This window comes from Microbulbifer sp. SH-1, from assembly GCF_011326135.1.
GTDB lineage: Bacteria > Pseudomonadota > Gammaproteobacteria > Pseudomonadales > Cellvibrionaceae > Microbulbifer > Microbulbifer harenosus.
In genome coordinates this window covers 4,370,568-4,383,221 of the sequence record NZ_CP046948.1, presented here as the reverse complement: position 1 = coordinate 4,383,221, position 12,654 = coordinate 4,370,568, and the positions used below count along the sequence as shown (strand labels likewise).

At 57.7% G+C, this 12,654-nt stretch carries 11 protein-coding genes; 1 reads left to right on the top strand and 10 read right to left on the bottom strand.

Features of this window, described 5'->3' with window-relative positions:
• Positions 1-48: 48 nt before the first annotated feature.
• The 5 genes from rplB to rpsJ all read right to left on the bottom strand — a co-directional run bounded on the left by rplB (position 49) and on the right by rpsJ (position 2,871).
• A complete protein-coding gene (rplB, locus tag GNX18_RS18030; RefSeq protein ID WP_138236936.1) occupies positions 49-873 on the bottom strand; it encodes a 50S ribosomal protein L2 in 825 nt (274 codons plus the stop codon).
• 14 nt (positions 874-887) lie between these two features.
• On the bottom strand, positions 888-1,184 hold the full coding sequence (gene rplW / locus GNX18_RS18025) for a 50S ribosomal protein L23 (RefSeq protein WP_138236937.1): 297 nt from the start codon (positions 1,182-1,184) through the stop codon (positions 888-890).
• Positions 1,181-1,795, bottom strand: a complete 615-nt coding sequence (gene rplD, locus GNX18_RS18020) for a 50S ribosomal protein L4 (RefSeq protein WP_138236938.1) — start codon at positions 1,793-1,795, stop codon at positions 1,181-1,183. Before rplD ends, rplW begins: the two co-directional genes overlap by 4 nt.
• Before the next feature lie 18 nt (positions 1,796-1,813).
• A complete protein-coding gene (gene rplC, locus GNX18_RS18015; RefSeq protein WP_138236939.1) occupies positions 1,814-2,449 on the bottom strand; it encodes a 50S ribosomal protein L3 in 636 nt (211 codons plus the stop codon).
• Positions 2,450-2,559: 110 nt separating this feature from the next.
• Positions 2,560-2,871, bottom strand: a complete 312-nt coding sequence (gene rpsJ / locus GNX18_RS18010; protein ID WP_066967210.1) for a 30S ribosomal protein S10 — start codon at positions 2,869-2,871, stop codon at positions 2,560-2,562.
• A gap of 197 nt (positions 2,872-3,068) precedes the next feature.
• Between rpsJ and GNX18_RS18005 the strand changes: the two genes are divergently transcribed.
• Positions 3,069-3,545 (top strand): aminoacyl-tRNA deacylase, encoded by a 477-nt coding sequence (locus GNX18_RS18005; protein WP_138236940.1) that lies wholly within the window; start codon positions 3,069-3,071, stop codon positions 3,543-3,545.
• 64 nt (positions 3,546-3,609) lie between these two features.
• On the opposite strand, the gene tuf is transcribed toward GNX18_RS18005, so the two are convergent.
• From tuf to rpoC, 5 genes are all read right to left on the bottom strand, one after another.
• Complete coding sequence (tuf, locus tag GNX18_RS18000) at positions 3,610-4,803, bottom strand: elongation factor Tu (RefSeq protein WP_138236941.1); 1,194 nt, start codon at positions 4,801-4,803, stop codon at positions 3,610-3,612.
• Positions 4,804-4,891: 88 nt separating this feature from the next.
• Positions 4,892-7,000, bottom strand: a complete 2,109-nt coding sequence (gene fusA / locus GNX18_RS17995) for an elongation factor G (protein WP_166219922.1) — start codon at positions 6,998-7,000, stop codon at positions 4,892-4,894.
• Between the two features lie 107 nt (positions 7,001-7,107).
• The gene (rpsG, locus tag GNX18_RS17990) at positions 7,108-7,578 is read right to left on the bottom strand and encodes a 30S ribosomal protein S7 (protein ID WP_010130334.1); all 471 of its coding nucleotides are present in this window, start codon (positions 7,576-7,578) and stop codon (positions 7,108-7,110) included.
• Between the two features lie 116 nt (positions 7,579-7,694).
• Positions 7,695-8,069, bottom strand: coding sequence for a 30S ribosomal protein S12 (gene rpsL / locus GNX18_RS17985; protein ID WP_105101976.1), 375 nt, complete (start codon positions 8,067-8,069; stop codon positions 7,695-7,697).
• A 240-nt stretch (positions 8,070-8,309) separates the two neighbouring features.
• Positions 8,310-12,539 carry a DNA-directed RNA polymerase subunit beta' gene (gene rpoC / locus GNX18_RS17980; protein WP_138236943.1) on the bottom strand — a complete coding sequence of 1,410 codons (4,230 nt, stop codon included), beginning with the start codon at positions 12,537-12,539 and terminating at the stop codon, positions 8,310-8,312.
• Positions 12,540-12,654 lie beyond the last annotated feature (115 nt).

Below are 12,654 nucleotides of genomic sequence, written 5' to 3'. Positions count from 1 at the left end.
ATTCCTCTTAGCTGCTCACACATCGCTCGGCCATTCTCCTATAGAGAATTACTTGCCGCGACGACGCACAATCATGTTGTCGGTGCGCTTGTTCTTACGCGTTTTCTTACCCTTGGTCGGAACACCCCAAGGCGTCACAGGATGACGACCACCGGAGGTACGACCTTCACCACCGCCATGCGGGTGATCTACCGGGTTCATCGCCACGCCGCGAACGGTCGGGCGAACACCACGCCAACGCTTAGCACCGGCTTTACCCAGCTTGCGCAGACTGTGCTCGGAGTTGCTCACTTCACCCAGGGTGGCGCGGCACTCGGTCAGAACCTTACGCATCTCACCAGAACGCAGACGAATAGTCGCGTACTGACCATCACGGGCAACCAGCTGAACAGAAGCACCGGCAGAGCGGGCCAGCTGAGCACCTTTACCAGGCTTCAGCTCGATACCGTGAATTACGGAACCAACCGGGATATTGCGCAGCGGCAGGGTGTTACCTACAGCGATCGGCGCAGCGTCACCAGATTGGATTTTTGCACCGGCCTGCAGACCTTTCGGCGCAATGATGTAACGACGCTCGCCGTCGGCGTAGCACACCAGAGCGATGTGTGCGCTGCGGTTCGGATCGTACTCCAGGCGCTCAACAGTGGCGGGAATGCCATCTTTATTGCGCTTGAAGTCCACCATGCGGTAGTGATGCTTGTGACCACCACCGATATGACGGGTGGTAATGCGACCGTTGTTGTTACGACCACCGGTCTTGGACTTCTTCTCGACCAGCGGTGCATAGGGCGCGCCCTTATGCAGCTCGGCGTTGACAATCTTGACCAGGTGACGACGGCCGGCTGAGGTCGGTTTTGTTTTTACAATAGCCATTGCAACTTTCCCCTTTACTCAGCAGCTTCGAAGTTAATGTCGCTGCCTTCGGCCAGACGAACGTAGGCTTTTTTCCAATCATTGCGCTGGCCCATGCCGTAGCGGGTGCGCTTGGTCTTGCCTTTTACGTTCACGGTACGAACCTGCTCAACGGAAACGTTAAACAGTTTTTCTACCGCAGCCTTGATATCGGCTTTGGAAGCGTCGGTGGTTACTTTGAACACTACCTGGTTGGCGGAATCCGCCAGCACAGCAGCCTTCTCGGAAATTACCGGGCCCAGCAGTACTTTGTAGAGTCGCTCTTGGATCATCCCAGCACCTCATCAATTTTCTTGAGTGCAGAAACGGTAACCACGACTTTGTCAAAGCGAATCAGGCTTACCGGATCGATACCCTGTACGTCGCGAACATCGATCTTGTGCAGGTTGCGCGCGGCCAGGTAGAGGTTTTCATTTACCTCTTCGGTCACGATCAACGCGTCGGACAGATCGTACTGAGCCAGCTTGGTTACCAGTTGTTTGGTCTTCGGCGCGTCAACGTCGAAAGACTCAACCACAACCAGACGCTCCTGACGAGCCAGCTCGGAGAGAATGCAGCGCAGTGCAGCGCGGTACATTTTCTTGTTCAGCTTGACACTGTGATCACGCGGTACAGCAGCGAACGTTACGCCACCAGAACGCCACAGCGGGCTGCGGGTAGTACCGGCGCGAGCGCGACCAGTACCCTTCTGGCGGAACGGCTTCTTGCCGCCACCGGAAACATCGGAGCGAGTCTTTTGAGCCTTGGTACCCTGACGAGCGCCTGCCATGTAGGCAACCACTGCCTGGTGCACCAGGTCCTGATTGAATTCACGACCGAAAGTCACTTCAGAAACTGCAACAGTGCCTTTAGCGCCTTCGGGAGTAGCGATATTCAGTTCCATATCTATTTACCCTCAGCCTTAGGCTTTAACTGCCGGACGAACGATTACGTCGCCGCCGGGCGCACCGGGAACGGCACCTTTAACCAGCAGCAGATTGCGTTCGGCGTCAACTCGAACCACTTCCAGGTTCTGCACGGTTACGCGCTCGGAACCCAGGTGGCCGGCCATTTTCTTGCCTTTCCACACGCGGCCAGGAGTCTGACACTGACCGATAGAACCGGGAGCGCGGTGAGACAGGGAGTTACCGTGAGTGGCGTCCTGGGTACGGAAATTCCAACGCTTGATAGCGCCTTGGAAACCTTTACCTTTGGAAGTTCCGGTTACGTCGATCTTCTGACCGGCTTCAAAGCCAGCAACAGTGATTTCAGAACCGATTTCGAAGGACTCTTCAGAAGCGTCAGTGCGCAGTTCGAAGAGTGCAGAGCCAGCCTCAGTGTTGGCTTTGGCGAAGTGGCCCGCGAGGGGCTTGGAGACACGGGAAGCCTTACGGGAACCCACAGTTACCTGAACCGCGGAGTAGCCATCAGTTTCCAGAGTTTTCACTTGAGTGACGCGATTCGGAGCTACCTCGATAACAGTTACCGGGATAGACGCGCCATCTTCAGTGAAGATGCGAGTCATGCCGCTCTTGCGGCCGACAATACCTATAGTCATCTTTTCAACCTCTCAGTGCACGGGGCTTTAACCCACTGCGGCCGCCCAATTTCAGAGCGTTACACTACCCAGACCTTTTTCGCCTGGGATTCGGTAGTTAATTTGAAGTGTTAGCCGAGACTGATCTGAACCTCAACACCGGCCGCCAGATCGAGCTTCATCAGCGCGTCGACGGTTTTCTCGGTAGGCTCGACAATATCCAGCAAACGCTTGTGAGTACGAATTTCGTACTGGTCACGCGCATCTTTGTTGACGTGCGGGGAAATCAGTACGGTGTACTTCTCTTTGCGAGTCGGCAGCGGGATGGGACCGCGTACTTGAGCGCCGGTGCGCTTGGCCGTCTCTACGATCTCCTGAGTAGAGGTATCGATCAGCTTGTGATCGAACGCCTTCAGGCGAATTCGGATGCGTTGACCCTGCATGGAATCAAACTCCAATCAATAAAGCTTAAAGAACGTCCTTTTACACAGCCCCGAGGGCGGGCGAAAAGGAGCGCGAAGTCTACGGGTGATTATTTGATCTGTCAACACCGGGCCAAAAGAAGCCACACACCCCCTGCGGGGAGGCGCAAAACGAACCTACACTTGGGAAATCAGCAACCTCAGGAGGAGCAATAGTCATGACCATAGCCTCCACCATCAGTCACTACCTGAATGATCACTCGATACATTACCGGGTGATCCCCCATGACCACAGCGCCACCAGCCGGGAAAGCGCACACAAGGCCGGCGTCCGCGAGGATTCAGTCGCCAAAGCCATCCTACTGGAGGACGACCGGGGAATGGTAATGGCGATTATTCCCGCCAGCAGCAGCCTGAACATGAGCGCGGTTCACGATGAAACCGGCCGCAACCACCTGAAAATGGTGGATGAAGAGGCGTTCGGCAAAATTTTCAGCGACTGCGAAGTCGGCGCACTGCCCCCACTGGGCCCAGCCTATGGCATCACCACCCTCGTAGACCACAGCCTTGCCCGCTGCGACACCATCTACCTGGAATCCGGTGACCATGAATCCCTGGTTGCGCTCGACGGCAGGGATTTCCAGCAACTGATGTCCAACTGCCAACACTGCGACCTGAGCCGCGACTGGTTCTGAACGGGCACAAAAAAAGCCGCGGCGTTTCCACCGCGGCTTTTCCGCTTCAGATCAAAGGTAGAAATTACTCAATGATCTTAGCTACAACGCCAGCACCAACGGTACGGCCACCTTCGCGAATCGCGAAACGCAGACCTTCTTCCATGGCGATCGGGGCAATCAGGGTAACGGTCATCTGAACGTTATCACCCGGCATTACCATCTCGGTGCCTTCCGGCAGCTCACACGCACCAGTTACGTCGGTGGTACGGAAGTAGAACTGCGGACGGTAGCCCTTGAAGAACGGGGTGTGACGACCACCTTCATCTTTGGACAGTACGTACACTTCCGCTTCGAACTTGGTGTGCGGAGTAATGGAACCCGGCTTGGCCAGTACCTGACCACGCTCTACTTCGTCACGCTTGGTGCCGCGCAGCAGGGCGCCGATGTTCTCACCAGCACGACCTTCGTCCAGCAGCTTGCGGAACATTTCCACACCGGTACAGGTGGTGGTGGTGGTGTCACGGATACCAACGATGGCGATCTCATCACCAGTCTTGACGATACCACGCTCTACACGGCCGGTTACTACGGTGCCGCGACCAGAGATGGAGAATACGTCTTCAATCGGCATCAGGAACGGCTTGTCGATAGCGCGCTCCGGCTCCGGAATGTAGGCGTCCAGGGTTTCCACCAGTTTCTTAACGGCGGTGGTACCCATTTCGTTGTCGTCTTCGCCGTTCAGCGCCATCAGCGCGGAACCAACGATGATCGGAGTGTCGTCGCCCGGGAACTCGTACTGGTCCAGAAGTTCGCGAACTTCCATCTCTACCAGTTCCAGCAGCTCTTCGTCGTCGACCATGTCGGCTTTGTTCAGGAATACCACGATGTACGGTACACCTACCTGACGGGACAGCAGGATGTGCTCGCGGGTCTGCGGCATGGGGCCGTCAGCAGCGGAACATACCAGGATCGCGCCGTCCATCTGCGCCGCGCCGGTGATCATGTTCTTCACGTAGTCGGCGTGTCCCGGGCAGTCAACGTGCGCGTAGTGACGAGTCGGGGACTCGTATTCCACGTGGGAAGTGGAGATGGTGATACCGCGCTCGCGCTCTTCCGGTGCGTTATCGATACCGTCGAAGGCAACGGCAGCGCCGCCCCACACTTCGGAACATACGCGGGTCAGCGCAGCAGTCAGGGTGGTTTTACCGTGGTCAACGTGACCGATGGTGCCCACGTTTACGTGGGGCTTGGAACGTTCAAACTTTTCTTTTGCCATCTCAGATGTCCTCTAGATCAAAGCTTGTCTGAAAAAAATTCTAGCAAGGGAGCCCCGCAGGACTCCCCGTCATAGGGTTGCGAACCTATCAGGCCTTGTTCTTGGCGATGATTTCGTCAGCAACGTTCTTCGGTGCTTCCGCGTACTTCTGGAATTCCATGGTGTAGGTAGCACGGCCCTGGGTGGCGGAGCGCAGATCGGTAGCGTAGCCGAACATTTCAGCCAGCGGCACTTCTGCGTTGATCACCTTGCCAGAGGAGTTCTCATCCATACCCTGGATCAGACCACGACGACGGTTCAGGTCACCGACCACGTCACCCATGTTCTCTTCCGGAGTTACCACTTCCACCTTCATGATCGGCTCAAGCAGTACAGCGCCACCCTTCTGGGCCAGCTGCTTGGTCGCCATGGACGCAGCGATCTTGAACGCCATCTCGTTGGAGTCCACATCGTGGTAGGAACCGTCGTACACAGTAGCCTTCAGACCCAGCAGCGGATAACCCGCCAGTACGCCGTTCTGCATCTGCTCGGAGATACCCTTCTGGATCGCCGGTACGTATTCCTTCGGAACCACACCACCCACGATCTCGTTCACGAATACCAGACCGTCTTCCGCATCCTCGTCCAGGTTCGGCTCGAAGCGAATCCATACGTGACCGTACTGACCGCGACCACCGGACTGACGCACGAACTTGCCTTCGATCTCACACTTGTTGGTGATGCGCTCGCGGTAGGCAACCTGCGGCTTACCGATGTTGGCTTCCACGTTGAATTCACGACGCATACGGTCGACGATGATGTCCAGGTGCAGCTCACCCATACCGGAGATGATGGTCTGACCAGTTTCTTCATCGGTCTTCACACGGAAAGACGGGTCTTCCTGAGCCAGCTTGCCCAGAGCGATACCCATTTTTTCCTGATCCGGCTTGGACTTCGGCTCAACCGCTACGGAGATTACCGGCTCCGGGAACTCCATGCGCTCGAGAACAATCTTGTTGGCCTCATCACACAGGGTGTCACCAGTGGTGGTGTCTTTCAGACCGATCGCCGCGGCGATGTCACCAGCCAGTACTTCTTTGATTTCCTGACGGTTGTTCGCGTGCATCTGCACCATACGGCCGATACGCTCGCGCTTGCTCTTCACGGAGTTGAACACACCAGTGCCGCTCTCCAGTTTACCGGAGTAAACACGGAAGAAAGTCAGAGTACCAACGAAGGGGTCGGTGGCAATTTTGAATGCCAGCGCAGCAAACGGCGCGTTGTCGTCAGCCTCACGGGTAGCGATGGTTTCACCGTCATCCAGAGTACCTTCGATCGCCTTAACTTCGGTCGGCGCCGGCAGGTATTCAATAACCGCGTCCAGTACCGCCTGCACACCCTTGTTCTTGAATGCAGAACCGCCCAGAACCGGTACGATTTCGTTGGCCAGAGTGCGCTGACGGATTGCCGCCTTGATTTCCTCTTCGGACAGCTCGCCTTCTTCGAGGTATTTCTCCATCAGCTCTTCGCTGGCTTCAGCCGCAGCTTCCATCAGGAATTCGCGCATTTCGGCGCACTGATCGGCCATATCAGCGGGGATATCTTCATAGCTGAAGGTCATGCCCTGGTCTTCTTCGTTCCAGATGATGGCTTTCATCTTGACCAGGTCAACAACACCCTTGAACTCGTCTTCAGAGCCAATGGTCATCTGCAGCGGAACTGCGTTCGCGTTCAGACGAGTTTTCAGCTGCTTAACGACGTTCAGGTAGTTGGCACCAGTGCGGTCCATCTTGTTAACGAAGACCATGCGCGGTACTTCGTATTTGTTGGCCTGACGCCATACGGTTTCGGTCTGCGGCTGCACACCGGAGGAACCACACAGCACAACAACCGCGCCGTCCAGTACACGCAGGGAGCGCTCTACTTCAATGGTGAAGTCAACGTGTCCGGGGGTGTCGATGATGTTGATGCGGTGCTGGTCGAACTGCTGACGCATTCCAGCCCAGAAACAGGTGGTCGCCGCGGAGGTGATGGTAATACCACGCTCTTGCTCCTGTGCCATCCAGTCCATGGTGGCCGCACCCTCGTGCACCTCACCAATTTTGTGGGACAGACCGGTGTAGAACAGGACGCGCTCGGTGGTGGTGGTTTTACCGGCGTCTACGTGGGCGCAGATACCGATATTGCGATAGCGTGCGATAGGCGTTTTACGTGCCACAGTTGTATCCTCGATATAACGGCAAAAGGCAGCGCGGAACCTTCCTTGCTGCCTTTCGGTATTAATTTCCGATGGTAGTAATCATCAGACTTGGAAGCGTCACTATCTTAGAAGCGATAGTGAGAGAACGCCTTGTTGGCTTCCGCCATACGGTGCACGTCTTCACGCTTCTTGACCGCGCCACCCTTGTTCTGGGAAGCGTCGATCATTTCATTGGCCAGTCGCTGCGCCATGGACTTTTCACCGCGCTTGCGGGAGAAATCCACCAACCAACGCATTGCCAGAGCGGTACGACGCGCAGGACGCACTTCTACCGGCACCTGGTAGGTAGCACCACCAACACGACGGGACTTTACTTCCACCATCGGGGCGATGTTTTCCAGGGACTCTTCGAAAATCTCAATCGGATCCTTGTTCAGTTTTTCTGAAACCAGATCCAGTGCACCGTATACGATGCTTTCCGCCACGGACTTCTTGCCGCTGATCATGACATGGTTCATGAACTTGGCCAGAGTCACATTCCCGAACTTGGGATCGGGCAGCACTTCGCGCTTGGCGACTACACGTCTTCTTGGCATGGGATTGCCTCTCTTCAGGGTTACTCCGAGACGCCGCCGTAAACAGTTACAACTCGGCGAGCTCAGCCTTACTCCGGTTATTCGTTAAACCGAAACGCAAATTGTGACCTAGGGAATTAACCCTTAGGACGCTTGACACCGTACTTGGAACGGGCCTGTTTGCGATTGTTTACGCCGGCACAGTCAAGTGCGCCGCGTACAGTGTGGTAGCGCACACCCGGCAGGTCTTTTACACGACCGCCGCGAATCAGCACCACGCTGTGCTCCTGCAGGTTGTGGCCTTCACCGCCGATGTACGAAGTTACTTCGAAACCGTTGGTCAGGCGCACACGGCAAACTTTACGCAGTGCAGAGTTCGGCTTCTTCGGTGTAGTGGTATACACACGAGTGCAGACTCCGCGACGCTGCGGGTTAGCTTGCAATGCAGGCACATCGCTTTTTTCAACTTTGCGTTTTCTCGGCTTACGAACCAACTGGTTGATCGTTGCCATTAAAAATCACTCCAAAAATAAAACGCCCCCACCATCAACTGCAGTGAGGGCCTATCGTCAGTGCGTAACCACCCGGGCTATCCGAAGACAGCGGACGGTTCCACCCCATTAGCGGGGGCCGCATTCTATAAACTGCGACACCCCTAGTCAATCACCATGGACAATAAACACTCACTGCCACGGTGACTGCGATTCGGTACCGACCGGGCGGAACCGCCCGGTCGGCGACATGCGGCCGACTTACTCCCCGGATGATTTCAGGGCTTCGGTCAGCGCCGCTTCCACCTCTTCCGCAGACGGGCCTTCGGCATAACCGAAGCTCACCTGCTGGGTGCGCTTGCGCTTGCGCTCGGCGTGGTAGGCGAGACCGGTACCGGCCGGGATCAGACGACCCACAACCACGTTCTCCTTCAGGCCGCGCAGGCTGTCTTCCTTGCCGGTCACCGCTGCTTCGGTCAGTACGCGGGTGGTCTCCTGGAAGGAGGCCGCGGACAGGAAGGACTCGGTCGCCAGAGACGCCTTGGTGATACCCAGCAGCAGGCGCTCGTACTGAGCCGGCTGCTTGCCTTCGGCACGCAGGCGCTCGTTTTCTTCGATGACCGCCTGGTACTCGACCTGCTCACCCTTGATGAACTCGGAATCGCCCATCTCCAGAATTTCAACTTTGCGCAGCATCTGACGCACGATGGTTTCGATGTGCTTGTCGTTGATCTTCACACCCTGGAGGCGGTAAACCTCCTGGATCTCATTGGTGATGTAGCGCGCCAGTTCCTCAACGCCTTTGAGGCGCAGGATGTCGTGCGGGTTGGACGGGCCGTCGGAAATGACCTCCCCCTTCTCCACGGTTTCACCCTCGAACACGGTCAGCTGGCGGTGCTTCGGAATCAGGACCTCGTAGGAGTCCTTGCCGTTGGCCAGCGGCTTGCCGTCTTTCGGGGTGATCTGCAGACGCACCTTGCCCTTGGTCTCTTTACCAAAGGACACGGTACCGGAGATCTCCGCCAGGATGGACGGCTCTTTCGGCTTACGTGCTTCGAACAGGTCGGCAACGCGCGGCAGACCACCGGTGATGTCCTTGGTACCGCCGGATTCCTGCGGAATACGGGCGATAACGTCACCCACGTTCACCTTGTCGCCCTCTTTCAGGCTCAGGATCGCGCGCGGCGGCAGCGCGTAGTGCGCCGGGGCACTGGAACTCGCCAGGGTCAGTTCTTCACCGTTCTCATCCACCAGGGTTACCGCCGGGCGCAGGTCTTTACCCGCAGCAGGACGTTCCGCCGGATCGATCACCTCGATGGAGGACAGGCCGGTGATTTCGTCGGTCTGCTTGCGGATGGACAGGCCATCTTCCATACCGGACAGTTTCACCCAACCCGCCACCTCGGTAATGATCGGGTGGGTGTGCGGGTCCCATTTGGCGACGATCTTGCCGCCTTCAACCTCGGCACCTTCGTCAACGCTGATCTGTGCACCGTAGGGCAGCTTGTAGCGCTCGCGCTCGCGACCGGCGCTGTCGGCAAGCGCCAGCTCACCGGAGCGGGAAACAGCCACCAGATTGCCGTTTGCCGCCTTGACCGTCTTCACATTGTGCAGACGTACGGTACCGCCCAGCTTCACCTGAATGCTGTCCGCCGCGGAAGCACGGCTAGCCGCACCACCGATGTGGAAGGTCCGCATGGTCAGCTGGGTACCCGGCTCACCGATGGACTGCGCCGCGACAACACCCACGGCTTCACCCGGGTTGGCGCGGTGGCCGCGGGCCAGGTCGCGACCGTAACACTGGGCGCAGATACCGTGGCCGGTTTCACAGGTGATCGCGGAACGCACGATCACCTCGTCGATACCCATACCTTCGATGCGCTCTACCCACGCTTCGTCGATCATGGTGCCGGCCGGTACCGCGATCTCGTCGCTGCCGGGCTTGGGCACGTCGCGGGCCACGACACGGCCGAGAATACGGTCACCCAGAGATTCGATCACGTCACCGCCTTCGATCACCGGCGCCATGGTCAGACCTTCGTCGGTGCCACAGTCGATCTCGGTGATCACCACGTCCTGGGCCACGTCCACCAGACGGCGGGTCAGGTAACCGGAGTTCGCGGTTTTCAGTGCGGTATCCGCCAGACCTTTACGCGCACCGTGAGTGGAGATGAAGTACTGCAGTACGCTCAGACCTTCACGGAAGTTCGCAGTAATGGCGTTTTCGATAATGGAGCCGTCCGGACGCGCCATCAGGCCGCGCATACCGGCGAGCTGACGGATCTGCGCCTCGGAACCCCGCGCGCCGGAGTCGGCGTACATGTACACGGAGTTGAAGGAGTCCTGTTCGGTTTCCTCACCGGCCTTGTTGATGACCTTTTCCTTGCGGATGCCGGCCATCATTGCCTGGGTAACCTTGTCGTTGGTACGGGACCACACGTCGATAACCTTGTTGTATTTCTCGCCCGCGGTTACCAGACCGGAGGCGAACTGGCTCTCGATCTCTTTCACTTCCTCTTCCGCGGAAGCGATCAGGTCGGCCTTGGCCGCCGGGATCTCGAAGTCGTTCACACCGATGGAGGAACCGGACTTGGTGGAGAAGTCGAAACCGGTGTACATCAGCTGGTCAGCAAAGATAACGGTCGCCTTCAGGCCCACCTTGCGGTAACACTCGTTCAGAACGCGGGAAATCGCCTTCTTCTTCATGGGCTGGTTGACCATGTCGAAGGGCATACCGTCCGGCACAATGTTCCACAGCAGCGCGCGGCCGACAGTGGTGTCGTACACGGTGCGGGTCTTGCGCTTCTCGCCGTCTTCGCCGATTTCCACTTCGTCGATACGCACTTTCACCTTCGCCTGCAGGCCAACCTGCTTGGCGTAGAAGGCGCGGCTCACTTCCTTGATATCGGTGAAGAACATGCCTTCACCTTTATCGTTCACGCGCTCGCGGGTCATCCAGTACAGACCCAGTACCACGTCCTGGGAAGGCACGATGATCGGCTCGCCGTTGGCGGGCGACAGGATGTTGTTGGTGGACATCATCAGCGCGCGGGATTCCAGCTGCGCCTCGATGGTCAGCGGTACGTGTACCGCCATCTGGTCACCGTCGAAGTCGGCGTTGTACGCCGCACACACCAGCGGGTGCAGCTGGATCGCTTTACCTTCAATCAGTACCGGCTCGAACGCCTGGATACCCAGACGGTGCAGGGTCGGGGCGCGGTTCAGCAGTACCGGGTGCTCGCGGATCACCTCGTCGAGGATATCCCACACCACCGCTTCTTCGCGCTCGACCATTTTCTTCGCCGCCTTGATGGTGGTGGCGAGGCCGCGGGCTTCCAGTTTGCCGAAAATGAACGGCTTGAACAGCTCAAGGGCCATTTTCTTCGGCAGACCGCACTGGTGCAGACGCAGGGTCGGACCTACCACGATCACGGAACGACCGGAGTAGTCAACGCGCTTGCCCAGCAGGTTCTGACGGAAACGACCCTGTTTACCCTTGATCATGTCGGCCAGGGATTTCAGCGGGCGCTTGTTGGAACCGGTGATGGCGCGACCGCGACGACCGTTATCCAACAGGGCGTCTACCGCCTCCTGCAGCATGCGCTTTTCGTTGCGCACGATGATATCCGGCGCGTTCAGCTCGAGCAGGCGCTTCAGACGGTTGTTGCGGTTGATCACGCGGCGGTACAGATCGTTCAGGTCGGAGGTCGCAAAACGACCGCCGTCCAGGGGTACCAGCGGACGCAGGTCCGGCGGCAGCACCGGCAGCGCCTGCATAACCATCCACTCCGGCTTGTTGCCGGACTTGTAGAAGGCTTCCAGCAGCTTCAGGCGCTTGGACAGTTTCTTGATCTTGGTCTCGGAATTGGTGGACGGAATCTCTTCCCGCAGACGCTGAATTTCAGACGGCAGGTCGATATCGTTCATCAGTTCCTGGATGGCTTCCGCACCCATTTTGGCTTCGAACTCGTCGGCGAACTCTTCCATCGCCTCGAAGTACTGCTCGTCGTTCAGCAGCTGACCGCGCTCCAGGGTAGTCATACCCGGATCGGTCACTACGTAGGATTCGAAGTAGAGCACGCGCTCGATGTCGCGCAGGGTCATGTCCAGCAGCAGACCGATACGGGACGGCAACGATTTCAAAAACCAGATGTGCGCAACCGGCGATGCCAGTTCGATGTGGCCCATGCGCTCGCGGCGCACCTTGGCCTTGGTCACTTCCACGCCGCACTTTTCGCAGATGATGCCGCGGTGCTTCATGCGCTTGTACTTACCGCACAGGCACTCGTAGTCCTTGACCGGGCCAAAGATCTTGGCGCAGAACAGGCCTTCGCGTTCCGGCTTGAAGGTACGGTAGTTGATGGTCTCCGGCTTTTTCACTTCGCCGTAGGACCAGGAGCGGATCATGTCCGGGGATGCCAGACCGATACGGATCGCGTCAAATTCTTCCAGCTGATCCTGGGCTTTCACCAGGTTTAACAAATCTTTCAAGGCCTTTCCTCCACTGGGGGGTGGTCATCCCGGCCGCTGCAGCCTGGGCCGGGAAGGCCGGCAGCGTTGAACAAACGCTACCGGCACTTTTCTGTTCGCCTGCAAGCAGGCTCCT

Bases quoted from the DNA above. Each gene is read 5' to 3' on its own strand.
- rplB (WP_138236936.1), bottom strand. From the start codon at position 873: ATGGCTATTGTAAAAACAAAACCGACCTCAGCCGGCCGTCGTCACCTG.
- rplW (WP_138236937.1), bottom strand. From the start codon at position 1,184: ATGATCCAAGAGCGACTCTACAAAGTACTGCTGGGCCCGGTAATTTCC.
- rplD (WP_138236938.1), bottom strand. From the start codon at position 1,795: ATGGAACTGAATATCGCTACTCCCGAAGGCGCTAAAGGCACTGTTGCA.
- rplC (WP_138236939.1), bottom strand. From the start codon at position 2,449: ATGACTATAGGTATTGTCGGCCGCAAGAGCGGCATGACTCGCATCTTC.
- rpsJ (WP_066967210.1), bottom strand. From the start codon at position 2,871: ATGCAGGGTCAACGCATCCGAATTCGCCTGAAGGCGTTCGATCACAAG.
- GNX18_RS18005 (WP_138236940.1), top strand. From the start codon at position 3,069: ATGACCATAGCCTCCACCATCAGTCACTACCTGAATGATCACTCGATA.
- tuf (WP_138236941.1), bottom strand. From the start codon at position 4,803: ATGGCAAAAGAAAAGTTTGAACGTTCCAAGCCCCACGTAAACGTGGGC.
- rpsG (WP_010130334.1), bottom strand. From the start codon at position 7,578: ATGCCAAGAAGACGTGTAGTCGCCAAGCGCGAAGTGCTGCCCGATCCC.
- rpsL (WP_105101976.1), bottom strand. From the start codon at position 8,069: ATGGCAACGATCAACCAGTTGGTTCGTAAGCCGAGAAAACGCAAAGTT.